Origin of the sequence: Cupriavidus sp. Agwp_2, from assembly GCF_040784895.1 — a bacterium.
GTDB lineage: Bacteria > Pseudomonadota > Gammaproteobacteria > Burkholderiales > Burkholderiaceae > Cupriavidus.
Genome location: NZ_CP088084.1, coordinates 1,017,079 through 1,040,370, shown reverse-complemented (window position 1 = coordinate 1,040,370; position 23,292 = coordinate 1,017,079). Strand labels below are relative to the sequence as shown.

The following is a 23,292-nucleotide window of genomic DNA, read 5'->3' as shown; positions in this document are numbered from 1 at the left end:
ACCGCCTGCACGGCGGGGTTCCTCGCGCTAGCCGGAGCGTGCCTGCTGGCGCAAAGTGTGAGTGCGTGCGGCGAGATAGGGCAGGTTTGCCGCGACAAAGAGCGCCAGCAGCAGCGCGCCCGCGCTCCACGCCAGCGCCGGCACCCACGGCAACAGGCTGGCCAGCACCGCGCCCTTGGCGGCGCCGGACGCCACCATGGCAATGCGCAGGAAGGCGGCGATGGCGAGCACGGCAAACACCAGTCCGGTGAACCTGCCTTCACTGCCCACGTGGCCGGCATCCAGCGCGGCATTGGCCGCGGCGCCGAACATGATGCCCCACATGCCGCCGGCCAGGCATTGCGCTACCAGTACCGCCTGCAGCGACGCGGCGGCAGTGAAGCCGGACAATGCCAGCGCGCCCAGCACCGAGGCGGCGAGCAGCAGCACGTAAGCAGGAAAACGGCGCAACCATGGCGTCTCGGGCAGCAGCACGCACAGGGCAAAGCCGATCCAGAACGCCGGCATCACCCGTACCAGCTCGGCGCTGGCAACGAAGCGCAGGTAGCCAGGCGCCGAATTGATCGCGGTGTGGACCTGGAAGCCCAGCGCGAGCAGCCAGACCGCCGCGAACAGCAGCCACAGGCGCCGCAGGCCGATGCTGGCAGGCGGCTCCGCTGCGGCACGCCGGGATGCCGGCGGCAGTTCGACCCAGCGCAGCGCGATCACGGCGAGCACCAGGGCCGCGCTGGCCGCGACAAAGGGAATCAACGGGGAGGCCTCGCGCAGCCGCGCCGTCAGCACCGGCGCCACCGCACCTGCCAGGCCGATGCCGAGCAGCGACGCCGCCACCAGGAACGACGAAGCCGATCCTTGCAGCCGCCGCGCGATGATCACCATGGGCGGCGCGCGCAACGCCGAAGAGCTGGCGGCCCATAACGCCGTCAGGGCAAGCAGCAGAAGCGGTGAGGAAGCGGACGGCAGCAACACGAACGCCAGCGCGGAAACCACCGACAGCGCCAGGATCCAGCCGCCGAGCCGGCGCATGCCGTTGGCGACACGGTCCGCGGCGATGCCCAGTGCCAGGTCCATGGCGACAAAGATCACCTGGTCCATTACCAGGATCCACGCGACGTGCGCGCGAGGGATGCCGGCCTGCGCGGCCAGTTGCGGCAGGAACGCCACGTAGAGGGTCCACGTGACCGCCAGCAGGAACTGCACGGAGCAAAAGATCAATGCGTGCATGCGGCCCACCTTGCCCGATGTTTTTCTTGGAAGGATAGGGCAAGGAAGGCGCAACGACAGGGGGGCGAAGGCTCGGTGGTTACTGAGCCTTGCCGCTGTTGACCGCGACGGGCGGCCGGCGCGCTTTCAGTCGCCGGACCTGACCGAGCGGACCAGGTTGTTGCGCAGCGTCGCGACTGCCTTCTGCAGCCGCGCGAATTCGTCCGGCGTCAGGCCGGTGGCATCGGCGAGGCTGCCTTCGAGGCGCTTTTCGCGCAGGCGCCGGCCGTTGCGGGTCAGGCTGACCCGCACCTGGCGCTCGTCTTCGGGATCACGCTGCCGTTCGACGAAGCCCATGGCTTCCAGCTTCTTCAGGATCGGCGTCAGGGTGTTCGATTCCAGGAAAAGCTTTTCGCCGAGGCTGCCCACGGTCTGGTCGTCTTCTTCCCACAACGCCACGATGGTGATGTATTGCGTGTAGGTCAGCCCGAGCTGTTCGAGGACGGGCTTGTACGCCTTGCCGAACGCGAGGTTGGCGGAATAGACCGCGAAGCACAGGAAATCGGACAGTTTCGGATCCGCGGTTGCGGCCTTGTCGTTGGCTTTCATGCTCTGGCTCCCGTGTCTGGATGGCGATGCGTGGAATTATAAATCGTATGCGATTGTATCGGTGATGCGATAACCGGATGCGACTCTTGGGCCCCGTACCGCGCCTTGGCGGGCGTGGTGCGGGGCCGCGCGCCTGCGTCAGCCGGTGATGACGTTGATCGCCACGTCGATATTGCCGCGCGTGGCCTTGGAGTACGGGCAGATTTCGTCAGCGGCATGCGCCACCGCCGTCGCCACGTCGTGCGGCACGCCAGGCATGCGCACGTTCAGGCGGGCCTGCAGCAGGTACTCGCGGCCGGTCTGGCCCAGGTCCACCTCGATCTCGACGGCAAGGTCGGCCGGCAGCGTCAGCTTGTGTGCCTTGGCTGCAAGGCCCACGGCGCTGATATAGCACGCCGACCACGCCGCCGCGAACAGCCGCTCGGCGGTGGGGTGCGCATCGCTGCCATTGAAGACATGGACCGGGTTGGCTTCGCTGCCGGGCGACGACAGGCGCATGTCAACGGTGCCGTCATGGCCGCGGGGCGTGTTGCCGGCGGCGCTGAGGATGGTGTAGGTCTTGCCGGTGGCCAGGACTTTGTCGATCTTGCTCATGGTGGGGTTCCTTTCGGTGAGGGTGGTGACTTTGATATCGTATGCGATTACATCGTATACGATATTAATTGGTAAAAAATAAGCAGCTTCCGCTGATTTGTCGCAAGCGTTTCAATCGCATGCGATGGAAAGCATAATGGGATACGGATCGACTGAAGTCAAGGAGAATTTCCACGCCATCTTGCAGGTGTGCAGGGCCGGGCTCAGTCTTCTTCGACAAAGAATTCAATCGCCTCCTGGCCGGCATCGCCGGGCGGCGAGAACGTGATCCAGCCGTGGCCCCGCAGCGTGATCTCGTCGCGGCGCAGCATCAGGTTGTCTTCGCCGTCGATGCGGACGTGGGTGCCGTTGGAGCTGCGGTCGATCAGGACGAAGCGGCCGCCGCGCGGCTCGACGGTAGCCTGGAAGCGCGAGACCTGCCGGTCCAGGATGACGATGCTCATGGTGGCGTCGCGGCCGATGGTCAGCGGCGCCGAGGTGGCGTCCATCTCGAACAGGGTGTCGCGGTAGCGCAGCGACAGGAACAGCGAGCGGCGCGCGGCGACGTCCACCGGGGCGACCAGCGTCAGCTCGGTGTTCTGTTGCCAGATCGCCTCGTAGAGTTCCACCAGCTGGTGCTTGCCCCGCACCTGGATCGGATATAACGCGCGCGTCATCTGCCGCAGCGGTGCCGACAACTGCTCCACCGCATGCTTGCTGGTGATGATCTGCCCGCGCGAGGCCAGCTTGACCAGCCGCGCGGCCAGGTTGACCGTGTCGCCGAACACATCGCCGCCTTCGTCCGACAGGATCGGGCCGTGATGGAAGCCGATATGGATCGACAAGGCAATGCCGGCGATTGGCGCCAGCCCGGCCACGCCTTCCTGCATGTCGAGTGCCGCCTGCATCGCCTGGTCGGCGGCGGGGAACAGCACCATGATCTCGTCGCCGATAGTCTTGACCACGCGCCCCTGCGCCTGCGCGGCGCGCGTCTTCATCAGCGCCAGGCAATGGCGGATGGCGGCGAGAGCCACCGCGTCGCCGGCCTTGTCGTAGAGCCGCGTGCTGTCGCAGATGTCCGCGAACATCACGGCGCCGTCGCATTGGTCAGCTGGCGAACCTGGATCCTTTTGCATCACCGGCGAGATTGTCAGTTTTCCGGGTGGGCCGCGCCGGGCTACTTCAGGCGCGCCACGTCTGCATGATAGGAATTCCACTGCCGGATTGCTGCCCGCACGCGCTCGCCGCCAGTGCGCGAACGCTCAGGTGTGGCGTGGCGCCGACTAGAATGAATCAGCCTGCTTTTGTCCCTGCAACCCGTGAGGAAGATGCCATGGCGGAAATCGAGAAAGACAAGGTCGTCGGGGTGCTGAACCAGATACTGGAAGCCGAACTCGCCGGGGTTGTGCGCTATACGCACTATTCCTTCCTGGTGTTCGGTTTCGGCCGCATCCCCGTGGTGTCGTGGCTGCGCGAGCAGGCCGACGAATCGCTGCTGCATGCACAGCAGGCCGGTGAGTGGATCACCACGCTGGGCGCCTATCCCTCGCTCGGCATCGCCAAGCTGCTGGACAGCCATACCACCGATATCGGCACCATCCTGCGCGAATCGCTGGCCAACGAGCGGCAGGCGCTGGAGCTGTACCGCCAGTTGCTTGGCCTGGTCGAAGGCCGCTCGGTGGCGCTGGAAGAATATGCGCGCGAGTCGATCCAGCTGGAGGAACTGCATGCCGGCGAGGTCGAGAAGATGCTGCGCAAGCCCGGACAAACGTAGCCCCGGGGCGGCATGCATCGGGGCACGCACGTGGCCCGGGTGACGGAAAGGTTGCCCGAGCCCGCTGGCTCGCCTAGACTGGAGTGCGGCCGGCGCCCAGCGCAAGGCTGGCGTACCGATGTGAACCTTTGCGACTTGCACCGCAGGGAGACGATCGATGTTGCCCACGCCCATTTCCGAGAAGACGCTGTCCCGCGGGTTGCTTGACGTACTGATCCGGGCCGGGCTGATCGCCGTCCTGGCGATCTTCTGCTTTCAGATCTTCCACCCGTTTGTCGACCTGTTGCTGTGGTCCGTGATCCTGGCGGTGACCATCTACCCGCTGCAGGTCAGGCTGCGCGCGCGGATGGGAGGCCACGACGGGCGTGTCGCCACACTGATCGTCGTGCTGGTCCTTGCCATCATCCTGGTGCCGACCTACCTGCTGGGCCAGGCACTGATAGATTCGGTGGAGAACGCCATCGCCATGGTCAGGGACGACCGCGTGCATATCCCGATGCCGGCTGAATCGGTCGCCGCGTGGCCGCTCGTCGGGCAGCGGCTCTACGATTTCTGGCTGCAGGCGGCCACTGACCTGACCGCGGTGATGGAAAAGCTGATGCCGCAACTCAAGGGCTTCAGCCTGGCGCTGCTGGGCAAGCTCGCCGGCGTCGGCGTAGCCCTGCTGATCCTGCTGTTCGCGCTGATCATCGCCGGCATCATCATGGCCTATGGCGAGGAAGGGACGCACAGCGCCAGGCGGATCGCCTCGCGCGTGTTCGGGCCGGAGCGCGGCCCCCGGCTGGCCGACCTGTGCACCGCCACCATCCGCGCCGTGGCGCAGGGCGTGGTAGGCATCGCCTTTATCCAGATGCTGCTGATCGGCGTCGCCTTCGTGGTCAAGGGCATCCCCGGCGCCGGCCTGCTGGCGCTGGCGGTGCTGCTGCTCGGCATCATGCAATTGCCGGCGACGCTGATCACCATCCCGGTGATCGCCTTTGTCTTCGCCACCGAGGGCGCCAGCCTGGCGACCATCATCTTTGCCATCTACACCTTCGTTGCGGGTCTGGCCGACAACGTGCTCAAGCCGCTGATGCTCGGCCGCGGCGTGGACGTGCCGATGCCGGTGGTGCTGATTGGCGCGCTGGGCGGGATGGTCACCGGCGGTGTCATCGGGCTTTTTATCGGACCCGTGATGCTGGCGGTGGCCTACCGGTTGTTCTGGCAGTGGGTTGAAGACCAGCCGCCGCCGCAGCCAACCCAGCAGGTTCCTGAATCCATCGAGCAGACCGCGGAATAGCGTAAGCCGGCTCGCCCCATGCCCGACCGCAACCGGCTCAACGGAATGCTGCTGGCCGGCGCGCTGTGCCTGGGCGCGTGCGCGCGGGTGGGGCCGGACTTCCAGCCGCAGCGCGAGGCGTGGACGCCGTCATGGGACAGCCCCGCGCTGCAGGGTGCCACTGAGCAGCGCCCGGCGCCCGACATCCGGCAGTGGTGGCAGGTATTCGACGACCCGACGCTGGAGCGCCTGATCGCCGAGGCCGATGCCAACAACGCCGGCCTGCGCATCGCCGGCCTGCGCGTGATGGAAGCGCGCGCGCAGCTCGGCATCGCCCAGAGCGGCCGCTACCCGCAGTTGCAGCAGGTGAGCACCGACGTGCTCTATACCTCCAGCCGCCAGGCCGGCGGGCGCAACCCGCAGAACAACCGCTTCTGGCAGTTCAGCGCGGGTTTTGACATTGGCTGGGAGCTGGATTTCTGGGGGCGCTTCAGCCGCGCCATCGAGTCGGCCGATGCCGCGTATTTCGCGGCGCGCGCCAACCACGAGGATGTGCTGGTCCTGCTGCGCGCCCAGATGGCCGAAACCTATTTCGCGCTGCGCACGGCCGAGGCGCGGCTGCGCATCGCGCGCGACAATGCCCGGCTGCAGCAGCGCAGCTATGAAATCACCGAGCGCCTGTTCCGCAGCGGCGAGACCGACGAGCTCGACCTGCAGCAAGCCAAGACGCAGTACCTGGGCACGCTCAGCAGCATCCCCGAGTTCGAAGGCCAGATCCTGCGTACGCGCAATGCGCTGGCGGTGCTGGCGGGCCATCCGCCCGGCGCGCTGCCGGAGCTGCCCGACCTGGCGGAGCGGGAAGGGGCCTTGCCACTGATCGACCGCGCCGTGGTGCAGGACGTGCCCGCCAGCCTGCTGCTGCGCCGTCCCGATGTGCGCGCCGCAGAACTGCAGATCGCGGCACAGTCCGCGCTGATCGGCGTGGCAGAGGCCGATCTCTACCCGTCGGTGTCTCTGCTGGGCAGCATCGTATGGTCTGCCAGCACGCTGGCCGGCACGCCCAACGCGCTGGCGCTGGTTGGCGGGCCGAGCCTGCGCTGGAACGTGTTCGACTATGGCCGCATCCGCAACAACGTGCGGGTGCAGGATGCGCGCTTGCAGCAGCTGATCGTGGCCTACCAGGACGCGGTGCGGCAGGCCGCGCGCGAAGCGGACGATGCCGCCAGCAGCCTGCTCAAGTCGCTGGAGCGCGAGCAGATCCTGCGCGACGGCACCGTCGCCGCCAACCGCTCGCTGTCACTGGCCAATTCGCTCTACCGCGAGGGCTATTCCGACTTCCAGCGCGTGCTGGACGCGCAGCGTGCGCTGGCGGCCCAGCAGGACGCCTACGTGCTCAACCGCAGCAGCGCCGTCAGCAACCTGATCGCGCTGTACAAGGCGCTGGGCGGCGGGTGGCACAGCGAACTGCCGCTGGTCGATCCGGCCACGCGCCAGCAGATGCAGCAACGCACCAACTGGGGCGATCTGTTCGACGAAGCCGCGCGGCCGGCCGTGCCCGCCAGCGCCGGCGTTCCTGCGACACCACGGCAGGTATCCAACGCGGAGGCCCGATGAGCGACGCGCCGCAGCCCGCAGCAGTCCCGCCGCCGCCTCCGCCGCCAGCGGCGGCGCCGGCCGCCGATCCGGCAAAGAAAGGCATCCGCTGGGTGCTTGTGCTGATTGCCGTCAGCCTGGTGTGGTACCTGATGGCCGACCGGCTTACGCCGTACACCTCGCAGGCGCGCGTGCAGGCCTTCGTGGTGCCGGTGGCATCGGAGGTCTCGGGGCGCGTGACGCGCGTCCAGGTGCGCAACAACCAGGACGTGGCGGTTGGCACGGTGCTGTTCGAGGTCGACCCGCAGCACTACCGGATCGCCGTCGACCGCGCGCGCGCCGACCTGGAATCGACGCGCCGGCAGATCGGCGCCAGCACCGCCGGCATTGAATCGGCGCAGGCGGCGCTGCGCGCGGCGCGCGCCAACGAGGTCAAGGCGCGTCAGGACAGCGAACGCCTGGAGCGCCTGTACCGTGAGGACCAGGGCACGATCTCCCTGCGCCGGCTCGAGATCGCGCGCGCCAGCCTGGAAGCCGCCACCGCCCAGGTTGCCGCGGCGCGTGCCGAGGTGCAGCGTGCGCGCGAGCAGGAGGGCGGCAGCGCGGAAGACAACGCCAAGCTGCGCAGCGCCGCCACCGCGCTGGAGAAGGCCGAGCTGGACCTGGCCAATACCAGCGTGCGCGCGCGCTCGGCCGGGCTGGTCACCGACCTGCGCACCGAGACCGGCCAGTTTGCCGCCGCGGGCAATCCGGTCATGACGCTGATTACCATCCACGACGTGTGGATCAATGCGGAGATGACCGAGAACAACCTTGGCCACGTGGTGCCCGGCACGCCGGTGGCGATCGTGCTGGATTCGCTGCCAGGGCGGATCTTTACCGGGCGCGTTCGCAGCGTCGGCTACGGCATCAGTGTCGGCGGCCCCCCCACGCCGGCCGGCAGCCTGCCGACGGTGCAGAACAGCCGCGACTGGCTGCGCCCGGCCCAGCGTTTCCCGGTGACGGTGGAGTTCGATCCGGGGCAGCTGTCGTCGCTGCGCGGCGTGCGCGTGGGCGGGCAGGCCGAAGTGATGGCGTTCCCGACGGAGGGCAACCCGCTCAACCCGCTCGGCCGCGCCTTCCTGTACCTGATGAGCTGGCTGTCGTATGTCTACTGACGGCCCCGTGCCGGCACCGCTACCGTCACCGCCATCACCACCGCCGCTACCTTCGCCGCGCGCACGGCGCGCGCTGCGCCTGGCCAGCGGCACCGCGTTGTGCCTGGCGGCCAGCTTCGGCCTGGGCCTGCCGATCCCGATGCTCGCCCCCGTGCTGGCGGTGTTCCTGCTGGCCAGCATGAACCGTCCGCTGGCCCTCAAGGCCGGCGTGGGCCTGTCGCTGGTGGTGATGCTGACCACCGGCAGCGGCCTGCTGCTGATTCCCCTGCTGCGCCACTACCCGGCGAGCGGCGTGCTGCTGACCGGCCTGTGCCTGTTCCTGGCATTCCGCGATGGGCTGCGCGGCGGCAACAACCTGGTCTCGACCTTCCTGGTAGTCGGCCTGACCATGATCTCGTCGGCCGGCACCTTCGACTTCGGCCTGGCCGTGACGGTCATCGCCGCGCTGGTCAAGGGGCTGCTGCTGGCGGTGCTGGCGCTGGCGATCGGGCACTGGCTCTTTCCCGAGCCCGCGGGGACGCCGCCGGCGCCAGCGGCCAGCACGCTGCCGGACGACCTGGCGGCGTGGGTGGCGCTGCGCGCGGCGCTGGTGGTGATGCCCGCCTTCCTGCTCACGATGACCGATCCCACCGTCTACATGCCGATCATCATGAAGGCCGTCAGCCTGGGCCGGCAGAGCTGCACCACCTCCGCGCGCAACGCGGGCCGCGAACTGCTGGGCTCGACCCTGCTCGGCGGCCTGCTGGCGATCGCGTTCTGGGGCGCGCTCAGCCTGTTCGTGCACCTGTGGATGTATTTCCTGTGGATGCTGCTGTTCGCGCTGCTGGTGGCGCGCAAGCTCTACGGGCTCAGTCCCACGCGCCAGGCGCCCGGCTTCTGGCTCAATACGCTGGTGACGCTGGTCATCCTGCTGGGGCAATCGGTGCAGGACAGCGCGGCCGGCAAGGACGTCTATACCGCCTTTGTCGTGCGCATGGGGCTGTTTATCGGCGTCACGCTGTACGCCTGGCTGATGATCGAACTGCTGGACCAGCCGCGCGCGGTGCGCCGGGCAGCACGCTGATACGGACGACGCCTGCTATCCCAGCGCCAGCCCGCCATGCGCCAGCAACTGGCGGAAGACCGCCAGCTGGGTGTCACCGGTCTCGGCCAGCCGGTGGCAAACGTGGACGTGCGCATCCATGTCGCTGTGGCCGCGCAGCGCGTCCTTGCACTCGCGCTCGGAAATCTCCAGGTGTACCCCGGTCAGGATGGCGCGCCCGTAGCCGACGCGCGCGGCCACGATGGCGGGCGGGGTGCTGGCCATGCCCGTGTAGACCGCCAGCACCTGCGTACCGGGGCCGGGCTCGCCCCCGAAATCGAACAGGCAGCCGCCGTGGTAATGCGTGTAGAGCGAGACCGGCGCCGGTGTCAGGTGGTCGGTGGTGCGGATCTCCACGGCGGCGGCGGTGCGCGGCGTGCCGTCGTACAGGCGTCCGCCGGTGAGGTCCGGCAACGAGCCGACCGCCACCGCGTCGACAAAGCGCAACTCGCGCGCGCCGCAGATCGCACCGGACGTGCCGGCGTGAAAGGCAAGTTCGCGGCACGCGTAGTAGGCGCCGGCGCAGATGCCGAGGTAGACGCCACCCCTCTCGACGAAGCTGCGGATGCGTGCGTTGGGTGCGCCATTGAGCGCCGCGCAGTAGGGCAGGTCGGCACCGCCGGGCATCACGAACATCACCGCGTCGTCGAACAGCGTGCGGTCATGGCGGATATCGTCGGCCATGACCGCGCGGATTTCATAGGCGCCGGCCTGCAACTGGTGGCCGATGGTGCGCATCAGGCAGGCGGTCCAGTCGGAGGCGCCGGCGTCGACATAGGTCAGGATCTGGGGCTTGGACATGCTGGTCGTGGCGATTGGTTCGGGGTGGCACAGGCAACGCGTGCCCCTGGCCAGATTTCTACCTTAGTTTGCGCGCTGGCGCAGTACCGGCTTTCCTGGGTGCCGCCCGCGCCGCCATGGTTTCACCGACGGCTTCGCGTACGCATTCCGCCAGCAGCGCCGCCGCGCGCGTCTGGCCGGTACCCGCCTGCGCGATCACCAGCGGCTGGCGCACAGTTTCCTCCAGGATCGGCTTTTCCACGACGCTGGCTGACTGGCCGGACGCCGGCGCCTGCGTGATCAGCAGCGCCGAACCAAGCCCGTTCGCCACCATGCTGCGCGCCAGCTCCAGCGACGTGGCGCGGTAGCGCACCTCCGGCTGCAGGCCGAATTGCCAGAACGGCGCCATCAGGAATTCGCGGCTGTGCGGCAGGTCGATCAGGATCAGCGGCTCGCGCGCCAGCGCGTGCAGCGAGATCGCCGCCTTGCCGCGGGCCAGCTTCGAGCCGGCCGGCACCAGCCCATAGGGCCGCAGTTCCGCCAGCACTTCGCGGCCGATCTCGGCAGGCAGGCCCACGTCATAGGTCAGGGCCAGTTCGATCTGGCCGCCGTGCAGCCAGTCTTCGAGCTGGGCCAGGTCGCCTTCGACAAAACGCACCGCCAGCCTGGGATAGCGCTCGCGCGCCACGCGCAGCACCGCCGGCTGGTAGGCCGGCGCCAGCGTGCGGAAGACGCCGATGCGCACTTCGCCGGCGTCGCCGTCGCCACGCTTGTCAATCTCGAATGCCGTCGCCGCGCCCAGGATCTGACGCGCTTCCGCGAGCTTGCGCGCGCCGAAGCGCGTCAGGGCCAGCTTCGTGCCGGCGTCGCGTGCGAACAGGGCTTCGTCGAACAAGCCTTCCAGTTCGCGGATGGCAACCGAGATGGAGGGCTGCGAGACGTTCAGCAGCCGCGCCGCTGCGGTGGTGCTGCCGGTTTCCGCCGTGGCGGCGAAGTAGCGCAGCAGGCGCAACGAGACGCGCGCGGGAGAGGTTGGCGAAGGCATTAGAAAAGCCTATAGGTGCTACTAGAAATCAATATTTTACTTGATAGCCTGCGCTGCGCAGAATCGGCTGACTGGAACCCGTTGCCGGGCCCGCAAGCCCTGGAGGAACAAGACAATGACCCACCTGTCCGATTTGCCGCTGGCCGGCGTCCGCGTGATCGATTTCTCGCGCGTGCTCGCCGGCCCCTATTGCACCGCGCTGCTCGGCGACCTCGGCGCCGAAGTGATCAAGGTCGAGCCGCCCGGTGGCGACGACTATCGCGCGGTCGGCCCCTTCGCCGACGGCAAGAGCGGCCTCTTCTCCGCGATGAACCGCAACAAGCAGAGCATCGTGATCGACCTGAAGACGGAGGACGGCCTGGCCGTCGCCCGTGCGCTGTGCCGCGGTGCCGACGTGGTGGTGGAGAACTTCCGTCCCGGCGTCGCGGACAAGCTCGGCATCGGCTACGCCGCGCTGCGCGAACTGAACCCGTCGCTGGTCTACGCCAGTGTGTCGGGCTTCGGCCAGACCGGCCCGGAATCGCACCGGCCGGCCTACGACATCATCCTGCAGGCGATGTGCGGGCTGATGGATGCCACCGGCGCGCCCGACGGCGCGCCGACCATGCTCGGCGAAGCCGTGTCCGACGCCGTCAGCGGCCTGTTTGCCTCGTGGGGCGTGCTGGCCGCGCTGCTGGCGCGCGAGAAGACCGGGCGCGGCACGCATGTCGATGTGTCGATGTTCGACGCCACGCTGAGCCTCAGCGCCACGCTGGTCGCGCGCTACGCGGCCACCGGGCTGGCGCCGCGGCGCGTGGGCAACCGCCATCCGTCGTCCGCACCGTTCGGCGCCTACCGCGCCGCGGATGGCTTCTACGTGGTGGCGGTGCTGAACAACAAGCTGTTCCAGGCGCTTGCCGACGCCATTGGCCAGCCGGCGATGGCGCAGGATCCGCGCTTTGCCGATGACGAGACGCGATGCCGCTTCGAGTCCGACCTGCGCGCCATGCTGGAAGGCTGGTCGGCCACGCGCACCGTGGCGGAGGTAAACGCGGCGCTGGGCGCAGCGGGCATCCCGGTCGCGCCGATCCGCAATGTCAGGGAAGCGCTGGAAAGCGAGCACGCCGCGCATCGGCGCCTGTTGACCGAGGTGCCCGACACGGACGGCGGCACGGTGCGCCTGCCGTCGCAGCCGGTCAAGTTTTCCGCGTACGGCGCCAACCGCGTGACGCCCGCGCCGGCACTGGGCCAGCACACCGAGGCCATCCTGGCCGCGCACGATTTCAATAAGGAGAAGCAACATGCATAAGCGAATGGGCGTCGAAGCGGAAGACCTGGAGATTGCCGATGCGATCGGCCGCTTTGCGCAGAGCGAGCTGGCGCCGAACGCCGCCGAAGTGGACCGCGCCGAAACCTCCACCACGCGTTACGTGCCGCAGCTTGCCGAGCTTGGCCTGATGGGCATGAACCTGCCGGAACGCTGGGGCGGCACCGAGACCTCGCCCGTTGCGCTGATCCTGTCATTGGTCGAAGTCGCGAGGGCCTGCGCTTCGACCTCGTCGATGATCGGCGCGCACTACCTGGCCACCGACTCCATCCTGATCGGCGGCGACGACAGCCTGCGCGAACGCTACCTGCCCGCCGCCGCCGCCGGCCGCAAGCTGGGCGCGTTCGCGCTGACCGAGCCGCGCGCCGGCTCCAACCCCGCCGACATGGCCACGCGCGCCACGCCCGAGGGCGACGGGTACCGCCTGCGCGGCGTCAAGCATTTCATCTCCAATGCCGACGCCGCCGACTTTATCGTCGTCTACGCCAAAACCGATCCCGCCGCCGGCACGCGCGGCATCAGCGCTTTCGTGGTGGATCGGCACAGCGCCGGCGTGGAGGTCGCGCCCGCCGAGAAACTGATGGGCATCCGCGGCGCGCCGGCGCACGAGGTGGCGCTGGACTGCTTCGTCCCGGCCGCCAACCGGCTGGGCCCGGAAGGCAGCGGCTTCCGCACCGCGATGAAAGTGCTCGACAACAGCCGCCTCGACGTTGCCGCCACCAGCCTCGGCATTGCCGAAGCGGCGCTGGCGTGCGCGGTCGACTGGGCCCGGCAGCGCCAGGTCGGCGGCGAGCCGCTGGCGCGCAAGCAGGGCCTGCAGTGGATGTTTGCCGACATGCGCACGCGTCTGGAAGCGGCCTGGCTGCTGACGCTGCAGGCCGCGGTGCGACGCCGCGACGGCGAGCCCTTTACCGAGCAGGCATCGATGGCCAAGCTCTACGCCTCGGAGACGGTCGCCTTTGTGACCGATACCGCATTGCAGGTCCATGGCGGCTACGGCTTCACCCGCGAGATGCCGCTGGAGCGGCTGGTGCGCGACGCGCGCATCCTGCGCATCTACGAGGGTTCTTCGGAAATCCAGCGCACCGTGATTGCGCGCGCGGTGCTGGCGTAGGGCAGGCGCAGCAAGACGCCCAGGCCACGCCCAGGCCACGCCCAAGCCACGCCCAGGCCGCATCCGGCGATCTCGCCCATTCAGGAAAACGACAAGGGCGCAGCTGCCCGCCGCTGGCTATAGTCTGCGGGGGCCGCGCGCCGCTTGCGCAATCAATGCAATCAATGCAATCAATGCAATTGATGCGCAACTGGCATGAATGCATGCGCGTCCCGACTCAATCCGAAGGACCGGACCAGGCAGGGCGGCGGACGGCCCTGCAAAGGGGGAGGCATGGACGTCGAACTGCAGCGCGCCATATTGAACAACATCCCGGACCAGGCCTGGCTGAAAGACGCCAGCTCGCGCTACGTGCTGGTCAACGATGCCTTCATGGCCGCATGCGGACGCACCGAGGCCGAGATCCTGGGCAGCACGCCGGACCAGGTCTGGTCGGCGGAATGGGGCCAGGTCTACCTCGATACCGACAAGTCGGTGGTCGACAGCGGCGTGCGCCGCCGCTACGAGGAAAGCCGGCATGGCAAGGACGGCAGCGTGCGCTGGTTCGACACCATCAAGATGCCGATCCGCAACCCGCGCGGCGAGGTCATCGGCACGGTGGGGATCTCGCGCGATATCACGGACCGCAAGCGCTCGGAGCAGGAGCTGCTGGCTTCGCGCGCGCAGCTGCGCGAGCTGTCCGCGCACCTGCAATCCGTGCGCGAGGCCGAACGCACCCGTATCTCGCGCGAGCTGCACGATGAGCTGGGCCAGTCGCTGACCGCCTTGCGCCTGGGCCTCAGCTTCATCGAGGCACAGCAGGGGCCGGCTGCCGACGACGCGTACCGCAAGCACGTGCAGATGCTCAAGGAGATCGCGGACTCGACCGTGGCAGCCGTGCAGCGCATTGCGGCGGACCTGCGCCCGCCGGTGCTGGACGAACTGGGGCTGGCCTCGGCGATCGACTGGCTGGTCGAGTCGGTGTCCGAGCGCAGCGGCATTGCCGGCGAGACCGCGCTTGAGCCGGTAGCGGACCTCAGTGCGGAAGTCAGCACCGCGGTCTTCCGGATCGCCCAGGAAGCCCTGACCAATGCCTGCCGCCATGGCCAGGCCGATCGCGTGCGTGTTGAGCTGCGCGAGGCGGACGGCATGCTGCGGCTGGTGGTTGCCGACAACGGCTGCGGCATCGATACGTCCGTCACCGGCCGCCGCCGCAGCCTGGGTTTGCTCGGCATGCGCGAGCGCGCGCTGATGCTGGGGGGCAAGCTGATGGTGACCAGCGAAAAGGGCTGCGGCACGCGGATCGAGGCGCTGATTCCGCGCGACAGCGTTGCCGGGGCTACCGGCGCTACCGGGGCTACCGGAGGAGACACCAGATGATCCGCATCCTGCTGGCCGATGACCACACCATCATCCGCGACGGGCTGAAGAAGATCCTGTCCACCGTGCCGGACATGCAGGTGGTGGCCGAGGCCGCCGACGGCAACGAACTGCTCGCGCTGCTGCGCGCCGAACTGCCGGACGTGCTGCTGCTGGATATGTCGATGCCGGGCCGCAGCGGCATCGTGCTGATCCAGCAGCTGCAGGCCAGCTATCCCACGCTGCCCGTGCTGGTGCTGAGCATGTACCGCGAGTCGCAGTACGCGGTGCAGGCGATCCGCGCCGGCGCTGCCGGGTATCTCACCAAGAATGTCGAATCGGACCAGCTGATCGGCGCCATCCGGAAGGTGGCGCGCGGCGGCACCGCGGTGTCGGCCACGATTGCGGACAAGCTGATCGGGCAGGCGCGGCAGCCGCTGGCAGCCTTGCCGCATGCGCGGCTGACGGCGCGCGAACTGCAGGTGTTCCAGATGCTGGCCGAAGGGCAGGGCATCAATGAGATCGCACTGACGCTGTCGCTCAGCGGCAAGACGGTCAGTACGCACAAGGCCAACATCCTGGCCAAGCTGGAACTCTCCTCCACCGCCGGGCTGGTGCACTACGCCATCCGGCACGGGTTGCTGGCAGAAGCGGGAGAGCTCGGGGAGGCCAGCCACACCCCATAGCATGGTGCGGCGCAGCTAGGCCGATCCTTAGGTCGAATTCAGCCGATCCTGATGCAGCCGGCGCGCGCCGGCACCTACGCTTCAGGTCACGGGGCAGCGGCTCCGGCAGAACCACAAGACCTGAGGAGACACGCCATGCAGCTGGACCTGCTGATCCGGGACGTGTGCGTCCGCGACGACGCGCCCCTGACCGATATCGCCATCCGCGACGGGCGCATTGCCGCCATCGAACCCGGCATCGACGCGCCGGCGCACGAAGTGATCGAAGCCGGCGGCCGCGCCGCCATCCCGGGCCTGGTGGAACCGCACCTGCACCTGGACAAGGCGCTGCTGCATCGCCGGCTGCCCGCCCGGCTGGGCACGCTGGACGAGGCCATCCGCGTCACCGGTATCCTGAAAAGCAAGCAGCAGCGGCACGACGTGCTGGACCGCTCGCGCCAGGTGCTGGACATGGCGGTCCGGCACGGCACCGTTGCGATCCGCGCCCATCCCGACGTCGACCTGATCCAGGGGCTGATCGGGGTGGAGACGCTGCTGGAACTCAAGGCGGAGTACCAGGACCTGCTCGACCTGCAGATCGTGGCCTTCCCGCAAGAGGGCATCCTGAAGTCGCAAGGTACGCGCGAGCTGATGATCGAGGCCATGGACATGGGCGCGGACGTGGTCGGCGGCTGCCCGTACAACGAGCTCAGCTGGGCCGATACCGTGCGCCATATCGACATGGTGTTCGAGCTGGCGCAACGCTATGACGCGCCGGTCGACATGCATGCGGACTTTGCCGACGACACCGCCGACCAGCGCTTTGCCGCGGTCGACTACATCGCGCGCAAGACCATCGAATGCGGCTACCAGGGCCGCGTCTCGCTGGGCCATGTGACCAGCCTGGGCGCGCTCGACACGGCGCAGCTGGAGCCGCTGGTGGCGCAGCTGCGCGAGGCCGGCATCAGCATCGTGACCCTGCCCGCGACCGACCTGTACCTGGGCGGGCGCAAGGACGCGCAGAACCAGCGCCGCGGGCTGACGCCGGTGAAGGCCCTGCATCACGGCGGGGTCAACGTGGCGTATTCGTCCAACAACATCCGCAATGCCTTCACGCCGTTCGGCAAGGCCGACATGCTGCAGATCGGCAACATGCTCGCGCACGTGGCGCAGCTTGGCGTGCCGGAGCACCAGCTCGCGGTGCTCGGCATGGGCACGCACAACGCCGCGCGCGCGATCGGGCTGCAGGACAGCTATGGCCTGGAAGTGGGCCGGCAGGCCGATATCGTGATCCTCGACACCTTCAAGGTGGCGGACGCGCTGATCGACATTCCGCCGCGCCTGTGGGTGGTAAAGCGCGGCCGCATCACGGTGGTGACGCAGCACCGCTGCGACATCCGCCGGCACGGTTGCTGCGCGCACTGAACCGCCCCCATACCTTTCAAGCTTTCCAGGAGACGATCATGAAGAAGCTGCCCGCCGAAGTCGTGGCCTCGCTGCTGGCCATCACCACCGTTCCGATTGCCGCGCATGCCTCGCACCTGCCGCCGTGGGCCATCTTTATCAGCTGGGCGGCGACCTTTGCCATGGGCGGGCCCTCGCCGGAGAACCTGAAGAAAATCTGGCCGACCTTGCCGGTGGGATCGCTGTTCGCGTTCGTGATCGTGCTGTGCTTCAGGCAGGCCGCCGAGCAGTTCTCGGGGCCGGCGCTGATCGCGGCGGAGATGGTGATCCTGTTCATGCTCAACGCCAGCATGATGTTCCTGGCGCGCGTCTTTTACACGCTGCGTTTTATTCCCGGGATGTTCTTCGGCTTTGCCTCGTACTTTGCCACGCTGTTCGGCGGCTTCGGGCCCACGCCGGGTGATCCCGTCGCCGCGCTCGGCGCCGTCATCGCCATGAATGCAATGGGGCCGGCCTATGCCTGGATCAAGGCGCGCTACTCGGCGCCGGAAAGCCTGGTCGAGCGCCCATGGCCGGCGCACAAGCGCGAGGCCTGAGCCTCCATCACATCGTCATCATCATCGCGGCTGCCCGCGCGGCGCGGCGCAGCCAGTCTTTCCGGGGGAGTGGGCATGGAACATACGATTGAAGTCGATCCCTGCGGCGGCACTTCGCGCAGGGCATTCCTGGCAGGCTCGGCGGCGCTGGCGGGCAGCACGATCCTCGCGCCAGCAGGCGCCGAGGCGGCGCAGGACGCCGCGCCGGCCGCGCCCGCCGCGCGAAAGGGCCTCGCGCATTCGGATGCGGGCATGGTCACCAGCCCGCACGGGCTCGCCAGCCAGGCGGGGCTGGAAGTGCTGAAGGCAGGCGGCAATGCGATCGAGGCCGCGATTGCGATCGGCGCCGTGCTGGGCGTGACCTATCCGCATTTCACGGGGCTGGGCGGCGATGCCTTCCTGGTGATCAGCGACCGCGACGGCAATGTGCGCTCGTTCTCCGGGATCGGGCAGGCCGCTGCAGAATCGCCTGGCTACAGTGGCGCCATCCCGTTGCGAGGGCCGGGATCTGCGCTGACCGCGGCCGCGACGGTCGCGATCTGGGACCGTGCCTTTGCCTTCAGCAAGAGCCAGTGGGGCGGTACCCAGTCGTGGTCGGCACTGCTGGCGCGCGCCACCGAGTACGCGGCCAACGGCTTCCCGGTCACGCCGTCGCAATGCTTCTGGCAGGAGTTCCGCGCCGCGGACCTGCCGGCCTGGAGTGGCTTCGGCCGCGTGTTTGCCCCCGACGGGCGCATGCCGAAGCCGGGCGAAATGTTCCGCCAGCCCGAGCTGGCGCGCACGCTGGACCGGCTGGCGTCGCAGGGCGGACGGGAGTTCTATGAGGGCGATATCGCCGGCCGGCTTGCGGCAGGGCTGGCGCAGGCCGGCTCGCCGTTGCGCGCCAACGACCTGGCGCGCTGCCAGGCACGCGAGGAAGTGCCGCTGCGCGTTGCCTACCGTGGCGGCGAACTGCTGGGCCTTCGTCCGCCCACGCAGGGCGTGACGACGCTGGAGATCATGGGGATCCTCGACCGCTTCGACCTGTCGGCCGTGCCCGAGGGCAGTGCGGACTACTATCACCTGCTGGTCGAAGCCGTGAAGCTGGCGTTTCTCGATCGCAATCGCTACGTTGCCGATCCCGATTTTGTCGACGTACCGGTGGATCGGCTGCTGTCGCGCCGGCACCTGGATGCGCAGGCGCAACGCATCCGCATGGCACGGGCCATGCCGTGGCCGCATGTCTACCAGCCCGGCGACACGGTGTATATCGGCGCGGCCGACCGCGAGGGCCGCTGCGTCAGCATGCTGCAGACGGTGTATTTCGACTGGGGCAGCGGCGTGGTGGTGGGCGACACGGGCGTGCTCTGGCATAACCGCGGCGCGTCGTTCAGCCTCGATCCCGCCAGCCCCAACGTGCTGCAGGGCGGCAAGCGGCCCTTCCATACGCTGAACCCGGGCATCTACCTGAAGAACGGCCGGCCGCGGCTGCTTTACGGCACGCAGGGCGCCGACGGACAGCCGCAGACGCTGGCGGCGGTGCTCACGCGCATGATCGACTACGACATGGATCCTCTGACCGCGCTTGGCCGGCCGCGCTTCCTGCTGGGCAAGACTTTCTCGGACAGCCGCGACAGCCTCAAGCTCGAACAGGACGCCGGCCGGCAGGTGTTCAGTGAACTGGCGGCGCGCGGCCACCAGCTGAGCCCGATCCCGGCGCAGAGCCAGCTGGCCGGGCATCCGGGCGCGATCCGGATCGGTCCGAAGGGGCAGCTTGCCGGCGCGCACGACCCGCGCAGCGACGGCCGTGCGCTGGGGCTGTAGCCGGCGCGCGGCTAGCCGCGCCCGCGCAACGGCTTCAGCAAGTGGGACAGGCCGTTGTGGTCAAGCTCGTGCATCAGCGCCAGCAGCCCGCCAATCTCCCCTGGCGGGAAGCCTTCGCGGGCGAACCAGTTAAGGTAGTTGCCCGGCAGGTCGGCGATCACCGTGCCCTTGTGCTTGCCGTAGGGCATGGTGACGCTGACGAGCCGCTTCAGTGCATCGGAATCGAACGGAGTCATGGTGGCGTCAAATCGGCAGGGCGCTACGCTACCACAGCTTGCGCCCGCCGTTGACGCGCGGGGACTGGCGTCAGGCGCCGTCGAGGAAGGAGCTGCGCTGGCCCAGGCGGGTGCCGAGCGCATCGGGGGCCAGGCTCATGCTGGCGGGGTCGACGGCGCCGGCCGGCGCGGCTGCCTGCATCGGATCGACCGGGGCAGGCGCCATGCCCGGTTGCGCGGGCTGGCCTGCCGGTGCGTACGGGCTGGCTGCGCCCGGGGCTTGCGCGACTTGTGCGGACGGCGCGGTGGCCGGCATGGCTTGCATCGGCTGCGCGGACAGCGCCGGCGGGGTGGCTTGCATCGGTTGCGTGGCTGGCATCGGCTGGGCCGGTTGAAGGGGCTGGGCCTGCTGTGCGAACAGCGGGTAAGACGCGACCATCGCGCCAGCCATCAACAGGGATTTCGCCAGATGTTGCTTCATGCGTGTACCTCCAAAATTGCCTTCAGGCATGGGAAGGGCCACTTTAGCGCCGAGCCACCTGACATTCTGTTTGTTTTTGCAACGGTGATTTACCAGCCTTGCCAAGCCCGCGTGAGCGGGTTAATTACGCGCGCGATGCCAGCGCCACCGCTTCCACCTCCACCTTGAGCCCAAAGTGCAGCGGGCCGGTGGGCACCACCGCGCGCGCCGGCCGCGCTGCGCCCGCCCACGCGGCGTAGATCGCGTTGAAGGCAGGCCAGTTGTCGATGCTGTCGACATAGACGCGCACCTGCACCAGCGCACCGATGCTGCTGCCGGCTGCTACCAGCGCGGCTTCGACGTTGGCCAGCACTTGCATGGCCTGCTCGGCGAATGGCGCGTCGGCCAGCTTGCGGCCGTCCGGCGTGATCGGCAGTTGCCCCGAGATGAAGACCATGCCGTTGGCGACGGTGGCGTGGCTGTAGTGTCCGCCCGGGGTGGCCAGGGTGTCCGGGGAGATCGTCCGGATCGTGCGGTCGCTTGTGTCGGGATTACCAGCCATGCAGTCGGCTCCATTCGGTGGTCTCGCCGTCGGCGGCGAGCGCGTGGTACGTGGGGAACTGCGCACCGGTGGCGCAGGCGTGATTGGGCAGGATACGCAGCAGCGTGCCGATCGGGAAGCGCGCGGCGATATCGCGGTCAGGCTCGCCCTCGCGCGACAGGATGCCGTGTTCCTGGTTGGCGCCGCTGAGCACATAGCCGTCGATGGCCGCGCCGTCGAGCGCGCACACCTGGCCGTAGCCGAAATCGCGCTTCTGCTTCTGCGTGCCGCGGTCGCGGCTCATCGCCATCCAGCCCGCGTCGACGATGGCCCAGCCCTTGTCCGGCTGGTGCCCGATCACTGTGGTCAGCACGCTCAGCGCGACGTCGCCGGTGGCGCATACGCCAACGTTGTGCATGACCAGGTCGAAGAAGACGTAGACGCCCGCGCGCACTTCGGTCACGCCCTCCAGGCCTTGCGCGGACAGCGCGGTGGGCGTCGAGCCCACGCTGACCACAGCGCACGGCAGGCCCGCCTCGCGCAGGCGCTGCGCCGCATGCACGCAGCCGGCGCGTTCCTGCTCGGCCATTGCCACGAGCGCCTCGGGCGTGTCCAGGTCGTAGCTGGAGCCGGCGTGCGTCATCACGCCGCCCAGTCGCGCGCCGCCTTCATGCAGCACGGTGCCGACTTCGATCAGCGCCGGCTCGTCCGGGCGGATGCCCGAGCGGTGGCCGTCGGTATCGATCTCGATCCAGACCTCGAACGCTTCGCCATGCGCGGCGCCGAACGCCACGATGGCGCGTGCGGACTCTACGCCGTCGGTGACGATCCTGAGGTCGCAGCCCTGGCGCCGCAGCGCCAGCGCCTGCGGCAGCTTGCTGGCCACCATGCCAACGCCGTAGAGGATGTCGCTAATGCCGTGGGCAAAGAAATGCGCGGCCTCCTTCAGCGTCGAGACGGTGATGCCGCTGGCGCCCGCATCGATCTGCGCGCGCACGACCGGCGTGCATTTGCTGGTCTTGGCATGCGGGCGGAAGCGCACGCCGAGTGCATCCATGCGCGCCTGCATGCGGTCGATATTGCGCTGCATGCGCGTGGTGTCGATCACTGCCGCCGGGGTTTCGAGTTGCGCCAGCGGGGTTGGGGAAAGGGTCATGTCGTTCACGGGTGGTTCGGTCAATCGAGGTGGCATGGTGTCCTAGTGTAGGAAGCAAACGGTAGCCCGTGGTTAAATGGCGGAACATCAATCGTTAAGCTGAAGTGAATGATCCAGATCGAGGACTTGCGCCTGGTCGATGCGCTCGCGCAGTCGCCGTCGCTGAGCGCGGCCGCGCGTTCGCTCAATGTGACGCCGCCCGCGCTGTCGGCACGGCTGCGCAAGCTGGAAGCCACGCTGGGGCTGGCGCTGGCCACCCGCACCGCCAGGCGGCTGAGCCTGACGCCCGAGGGCGAGCGCTTTGCCCGTGAAGGCGCGGCGCTGCTGGCGCAGCTGGAGGCGTTGCCGGAATCGTTCCGGCGCGAGGACAGCCGGCTCACGGGCACGCTGCGCATCGCCGCGCCGTTCGGCTACGGGCGGCACCACGTGGCGCCGCTGCTGGCGCGCTTTGCCGAGCGCCACCCGGGCCTGCGGCTGCAGCTGGACCTGCGCGAGACGCCGTGGCCTGACCGCCATGATTCCGATGCCGTGATCCACGTCGGCGCGGTGCGCGACTCGTCGTGGATCGCGCGCACGCTCGCGCCCAATGCGCGCTGGCTGTGCGCGAGCCCCGGCTACCTGCGCCAGCACGGCACGCCCGCCGCGCCGCGCGACCTGCTCGACCATGCCTGCATCTGCATCCGCGAGAACGATGAGGACGTGACGCTATGGCGCTTCCGCCGGCCAGCCACGCGGGCCGCCAGGCGCCCGCCCGCGCGCGAAACCGTGCGCGTGGTGCCGGCCTATACCAGCAACGACGGCAGCGTCGCGCGCCAGTGGGCGGAACAGGGGCTCGGGCTGGTGCTGCGCTCGGAATGGGATGCGGCCGATGCCATCGCGCGTGGCGCGCTGGTGCGGGTGCTGGCCGACTGGGAGTGCGACAGCGCCCCGGTGACCTTGCTGGTGCCCACGCGGCGCGGGCGTACGGCCCGCGTGCAGGCGCTGATGCAGTTCCTGGAGGAGGCGCTGGGCAGCGGACGCGGCAGGGCCGACGGCAAGGGCCGCCGCTAGCGCAGCGAAAGCGCCGGCGCGGTTACACGTTGCTACGTGCCTAACGTTCTGCCAACACCTGCGGCCGCGGGGCGCCGCTACATTGCCGGCCAGGAGGACATCACCATGCGAACAATCCTGGCCGCCTGCGCTCTCGCGGGCGTCGCAGTCATGGGCCCGGGCACCGCCCAGGCCCGCGTCAACGTCGATATCGGCATCGGCGTTCCGGGCTATGCCGTGGCGCCGCCCCCGGTCTACTACGAGCCGGCGCCGGTCTATGTGGCACCACCCCAGCCGGTGGTCGTGGCGCCGGCCTACTACGACGACGGGCATGCCCGCGCCTGGCGCGAACAGCAATGGCGGGAGCGCAAGTGGCGCGAGCGCGAGTGGCGTGAACAGAGGCGGCGCGAGCGGGAATGGCGCCGCTGGCACGATGGCTACGACGATTGAGTGATGCCCGCGGCCTATGGCGCCTGAGCGTCTACGTTCGCTGTCGCTTTCCGTGCGAACCGGATGAAGCGCGGGTTCCGGCCGCCTTGACCCGGGTCAAGGCCCAATCGGTCTTGCCGCCTAGACTGGATGCAAACAAGAC

24 protein-coding genes are annotated in these 23,292 nt (G+C 68.7%); 14 read left to right on the top strand and 10 right to left on the bottom strand.

What is annotated here, in order from left to right:
• Nucleotides 1-27: 27 nt before the first annotated feature.
• The 4 genes from LPA45_RS22490 to LPA45_RS22475 all read right to left on the bottom strand — a co-directional run bounded on the left by LPA45_RS22490 (nucleotide 28) and on the right by LPA45_RS22475 (nucleotide 3,473).
• Nucleotides 28-1,224, bottom strand: coding sequence for an MFS transporter (locus tag LPA45_RS22490; protein ID WP_317921303.1), 1,197 nt, complete (start codon nucleotides 1,222-1,224; stop codon nucleotides 28-30).
• Between the two features lie 126 nt (nucleotides 1,225-1,350).
• Nucleotides 1,351-1,812, bottom strand: a complete 462-nt coding sequence (locus tag LPA45_RS22485) for a MarR family winged helix-turn-helix transcriptional regulator (RefSeq protein ID WP_116319715.1) — start codon at nucleotides 1,810-1,812, stop codon at nucleotides 1,351-1,353.
• Nucleotides 1,813-1,950: 138 nt separating this feature from the next.
• Nucleotides 1,951-2,406, bottom strand: coding sequence for an Ohr family peroxiredoxin (locus tag LPA45_RS22480; protein ID WP_317921302.1), 456 nt, complete (start codon nucleotides 2,404-2,406; stop codon nucleotides 1,951-1,953).
• A gap of 203 nt (nucleotides 2,407-2,609) precedes the next feature.
• The gene (locus LPA45_RS22475) at nucleotides 2,610-3,473 is read right to left on the bottom strand and encodes an adenylate/guanylate cyclase domain-containing protein (RefSeq protein WP_116319889.1); all 864 of its coding nucleotides are present in this window, start codon (nucleotides 3,471-3,473) and stop codon (nucleotides 2,610-2,612) included.
• A 245-nt stretch (nucleotides 3,474-3,718) separates the two neighbouring features.
• On the opposite strand from LPA45_RS22475, the gene LPA45_RS22470 reads away from it, so the two are divergent.
• The 5 genes from LPA45_RS22470 to LPA45_RS22450 all read left to right on the top strand — a co-directional run bounded on the left by LPA45_RS22470 (nucleotide 3,719) and on the right by LPA45_RS22450 (nucleotide 9,230).
• Nucleotides 3,719-4,159 carry a bacterioferritin gene (locus LPA45_RS22470; RefSeq protein WP_116319713.1) on the top strand — a complete coding sequence of 147 codons (441 nt, stop codon included), beginning with the start codon at nucleotides 3,719-3,721 and terminating at the stop codon, nucleotides 4,157-4,159.
• Nucleotides 4,160-4,316: 157 nt separating this feature from the next.
• A complete protein-coding gene (locus LPA45_RS22465; protein WP_116319712.1) occupies nucleotides 4,317-5,438 on the top strand; it encodes an AI-2E family transporter in 1,122 nt (373 codons plus the stop codon).
• An 18-nt stretch (nucleotides 5,439-5,456) separates the two neighbouring features.
• Nucleotides 5,457-7,031 (top strand): efflux transporter outer membrane subunit, encoded by a 1,575-nt coding sequence (locus LPA45_RS22460; RefSeq protein ID WP_116319711.1) that lies wholly within the window; start codon nucleotides 5,457-5,459, stop codon nucleotides 7,029-7,031.
• Entirely contained in the window at nucleotides 7,028-8,167 is a 1,140-nt protein-coding gene (locus tag LPA45_RS22455; RefSeq protein WP_116319710.1) for an HlyD family secretion protein, read from the top strand. Before LPA45_RS22460 ends, LPA45_RS22455 begins: the two co-directional genes overlap by 4 nt.
• Nucleotides 8,157-9,230 carry a DUF2955 domain-containing protein gene (locus LPA45_RS22450; RefSeq protein ID WP_116319709.1) on the top strand — a complete coding sequence of 358 codons (1,074 nt, stop codon included), beginning with the start codon at nucleotides 8,157-8,159 and terminating at the stop codon, nucleotides 9,228-9,230. Before LPA45_RS22455 ends, LPA45_RS22450 begins: the two co-directional genes overlap by 11 nt.
• Before the next feature lie 15 nt (nucleotides 9,231-9,245).
• On the opposite strand, the gene LPA45_RS22445 is transcribed toward LPA45_RS22450, so the two are convergent.
• Together LPA45_RS22445 and LPA45_RS22440 are read right to left on the bottom strand one after the other, a co-directional pair.
• A complete protein-coding gene (locus LPA45_RS22445; RefSeq protein WP_116319708.1) occupies nucleotides 9,246-10,049 on the bottom strand; it encodes a BPL-N domain-containing protein in 804 nt (267 codons plus the stop codon).
• Nucleotides 10,050-10,107: 58 nt separating this feature from the next.
• Entirely contained in the window at nucleotides 10,108-11,073 is a 966-nt protein-coding gene (locus tag LPA45_RS22440; protein WP_317921296.1) for a LysR substrate-binding domain-containing protein, read from the bottom strand.
• A 115-nt stretch (nucleotides 11,074-11,188) separates the two neighbouring features.
• Here LPA45_RS22440 and LPA45_RS22435 point away from each other — a divergent pair, with 115 nt between their 5' ends.
• The 7 genes from LPA45_RS22435 to ggt all read left to right on the top strand — a co-directional run bounded on the left by LPA45_RS22435 (nucleotide 11,189) and on the right by ggt (nucleotide 19,299).
• Entirely contained in the window at nucleotides 11,189-12,361 is a 1,173-nt protein-coding gene (locus tag LPA45_RS22435) for a CaiB/BaiF CoA-transferase family protein (protein ID WP_317921295.1), read from the top strand.
• Nucleotides 12,354-13,493, top strand: a complete 1,140-nt coding sequence (locus tag LPA45_RS22430; protein ID WP_317921294.1) for an acyl-CoA dehydrogenase family protein — start codon at nucleotides 12,354-12,356, stop codon at nucleotides 13,491-13,493. Before LPA45_RS22435 ends, LPA45_RS22430 begins: the two co-directional genes overlap by 8 nt.
• Before the next feature lie 273 nt (nucleotides 13,494-13,766).
• On the top strand, nucleotides 13,767-14,852 hold the full coding sequence (locus LPA45_RS22425; RefSeq protein WP_317921293.1) for a PAS domain-containing protein: 1,086 nt from the start codon (nucleotides 13,767-13,769) through the stop codon (nucleotides 14,850-14,852).
• Nucleotides 14,849-15,517, top strand: a complete 669-nt coding sequence (locus LPA45_RS22420; RefSeq protein WP_317921292.1) for a response regulator transcription factor — start codon at nucleotides 14,849-14,851, stop codon at nucleotides 15,515-15,517. Before LPA45_RS22425 ends, LPA45_RS22420 begins: the two co-directional genes overlap by 4 nt.
• A 135-nt stretch (nucleotides 15,518-15,652) precedes the next feature.
• Nucleotides 15,653-16,921 (top strand): amidohydrolase family protein, encoded by a 1,269-nt coding sequence (locus LPA45_RS22415; protein WP_317921290.1) that lies wholly within the window; start codon nucleotides 15,653-15,655, stop codon nucleotides 16,919-16,921.
• 38 nt (nucleotides 16,922-16,959) lie between these two features.
• Nucleotides 16,960-17,496, top strand: a complete 537-nt coding sequence (locus LPA45_RS22410) for a DUF1097 domain-containing protein (RefSeq protein ID WP_317921288.1) — start codon at nucleotides 16,960-16,962, stop codon at nucleotides 17,494-17,496.
• 75 nt (nucleotides 17,497-17,571) lie between these two features.
• Nucleotides 17,572-19,299 (top strand): gamma-glutamyltransferase, encoded by a 1,728-nt coding sequence (ggt, locus tag LPA45_RS22405; RefSeq protein ID WP_317921286.1) that lies wholly within the window; start codon nucleotides 17,572-17,574, stop codon nucleotides 19,297-19,299.
• 11 nt (nucleotides 19,300-19,310) lie between these two features.
• Here the strand turns inward: ggt and LPA45_RS22400 are convergent, their stop codons facing one another.
• The 4 genes from LPA45_RS22400 to LPA45_RS22385 form a co-directional block, all read right to left on the bottom strand.
• The gene (locus tag LPA45_RS22400) at nucleotides 19,311-19,535 is read right to left on the bottom strand and encodes a DUF3820 family protein (RefSeq protein WP_063240740.1); all 225 of its coding nucleotides are present in this window, start codon (nucleotides 19,533-19,535) and stop codon (nucleotides 19,311-19,313) included.
• 70 nt (nucleotides 19,536-19,605) lie between these two features.
• Nucleotides 19,606-19,995 carry a hypothetical protein gene (locus LPA45_RS22395; protein WP_116319700.1) on the bottom strand — a complete coding sequence of 130 codons (390 nt, stop codon included), beginning with the start codon at nucleotides 19,993-19,995 and terminating at the stop codon, nucleotides 19,606-19,608.
• A 124-nt stretch (nucleotides 19,996-20,119) separates the two neighbouring features.
• Nucleotides 20,120-20,536 (bottom strand): RidA family protein, encoded by a 417-nt coding sequence (locus LPA45_RS22390; protein WP_317921285.1) that lies wholly within the window; start codon nucleotides 20,534-20,536, stop codon nucleotides 20,120-20,122.
• Entirely contained in the window at nucleotides 20,526-21,671 is a 1,146-nt protein-coding gene (locus LPA45_RS22385) for a DSD1 family PLP-dependent enzyme (protein WP_317921284.1), read from the bottom strand. The genes LPA45_RS22390 and LPA45_RS22385 overlap by 11 nt, the downstream gene beginning before the upstream one ends.
• 108 nt (nucleotides 21,672-21,779) lie before the next feature.
• On the opposite strand from LPA45_RS22385, the gene LPA45_RS22380 reads away from it, so the two are divergent.
• Nucleotides 21,780-22,721 carry a LysR family transcriptional regulator gene (locus LPA45_RS22380; protein WP_317921282.1) on the top strand — a complete coding sequence of 314 codons (942 nt, stop codon included), beginning with the start codon at nucleotides 21,780-21,782 and terminating at the stop codon, nucleotides 22,719-22,721.
• Nucleotides 22,722-22,826: 105 nt separating this feature from the next.
• The gene (locus LPA45_RS22375) at nucleotides 22,827-23,150 is read left to right on the top strand and encodes a hypothetical protein (RefSeq protein WP_116319696.1); all 324 of its coding nucleotides are present in this window, start codon (nucleotides 22,827-22,829) and stop codon (nucleotides 23,148-23,150) included.
• Nucleotides 23,151-23,292: the final 142 nt, after the last annotated feature.

Bases quoted from the DNA above. Each gene is read 5' to 3' on its own strand.
- LPA45_RS22490 (WP_317921303.1), bottom strand. From the start codon at position 1,224: ATGCACGCATTGATCTTTTGCTCCGTGCAGTTCCTGCTGGCGGTCACG.
- LPA45_RS22485 (WP_116319715.1), bottom strand. From the start codon at position 1,812: ATGAAAGCCAACGACAAGGCCGCAACCGCGGATCCGAAACTGTCCGAT.
- LPA45_RS22480 (WP_317921302.1), bottom strand. From the start codon at position 2,406: ATGAGCAAGATCGACAAAGTCCTGGCCACCGGCAAGACCTACACCATC.
- LPA45_RS22475 (WP_116319889.1), bottom strand. From the start codon at position 3,473: ATGTTCGCGGACATCTGCGACAGCACGCGGCTCTACGACAAGGCCGGC.
- LPA45_RS22470 (WP_116319713.1), top strand. From the start codon at position 3,719: ATGGCGGAAATCGAGAAAGACAAGGTCGTCGGGGTGCTGAACCAGATA.
- LPA45_RS22465 (WP_116319712.1), top strand. From the start codon at position 4,317: ATGTTGCCCACGCCCATTTCCGAGAAGACGCTGTCCCGCGGGTTGCTT.
- LPA45_RS22460 (WP_116319711.1), top strand. From the start codon at position 5,457: ATGCCCGACCGCAACCGGCTCAACGGAATGCTGCTGGCCGGCGCGCTG.
- LPA45_RS22455 (WP_116319710.1), top strand. From the start codon at position 7,028: ATGAGCGACGCGCCGCAGCCCGCAGCAGTCCCGCCGCCGCCTCCGCCG.
- LPA45_RS22450 (WP_116319709.1), top strand. From the start codon at position 8,157: ATGTCTACTGACGGCCCCGTGCCGGCACCGCTACCGTCACCGCCATCA.
- LPA45_RS22445 (WP_116319708.1), bottom strand. From the start codon at position 10,049: ATGTCCAAGCCCCAGATCCTGACCTATGTCGACGCCGGCGCCTCCGAC.
- LPA45_RS22440 (WP_317921296.1), bottom strand. From the start codon at position 11,073: ATGCCTTCGCCAACCTCTCCCGCGCGCGTCTCGTTGCGCCTGCTGCGC.
- LPA45_RS22435 (WP_317921295.1), top strand. From the start codon at position 11,189: ATGACCCACCTGTCCGATTTGCCGCTGGCCGGCGTCCGCGTGATCGAT.
- LPA45_RS22430 (WP_317921294.1), top strand. From the start codon at position 12,354: ATGCATAAGCGAATGGGCGTCGAAGCGGAAGACCTGGAGATTGCCGAT.
- LPA45_RS22425 (WP_317921293.1), top strand. From the start codon at position 13,767: ATGGACGTCGAACTGCAGCGCGCCATATTGAACAACATCCCGGACCAG.
- LPA45_RS22420 (WP_317921292.1), top strand. From the start codon at position 14,849: ATGATCCGCATCCTGCTGGCCGATGACCACACCATCATCCGCGACGGG.
- LPA45_RS22415 (WP_317921290.1), top strand. From the start codon at position 15,653: ATGCAGCTGGACCTGCTGATCCGGGACGTGTGCGTCCGCGACGACGCG.
- LPA45_RS22410 (WP_317921288.1), top strand. From the start codon at position 16,960: ATGAAGAAGCTGCCCGCCGAAGTCGTGGCCTCGCTGCTGGCCATCACC.
- ggt (WP_317921286.1), top strand. From the start codon at position 17,572: ATGGAACATACGATTGAAGTCGATCCCTGCGGCGGCACTTCGCGCAGG.
- LPA45_RS22400 (WP_063240740.1), bottom strand. From the start codon at position 19,535: ATGACTCCGTTCGATTCCGATGCACTGAAGCGGCTCGTCAGCGTCACC.
- LPA45_RS22395 (WP_116319700.1), bottom strand. From the start codon at position 19,995: ATGAAGCAACATCTGGCGAAATCCCTGTTGATGGCTGGCGCGATGGTC.
- LPA45_RS22390 (WP_317921285.1), bottom strand. From the start codon at position 20,536: ATGGCTGGTAATCCCGACACAAGCGACCGCACGATCCGGACGATCTCC.
- LPA45_RS22385 (WP_317921284.1), bottom strand. From the start codon at position 21,671: ATGACCCTTTCCCCAACCCCGCTGGCGCAACTCGAAACCCCGGCGGCA.
- LPA45_RS22380 (WP_317921282.1), top strand. From the start codon at position 21,780: ATGATCCAGATCGAGGACTTGCGCCTGGTCGATGCGCTCGCGCAGTCG.
- LPA45_RS22375 (WP_116319696.1), top strand. From the start codon at position 22,827: ATGCGAACAATCCTGGCCGCCTGCGCTCTCGCGGGCGTCGCAGTCATG.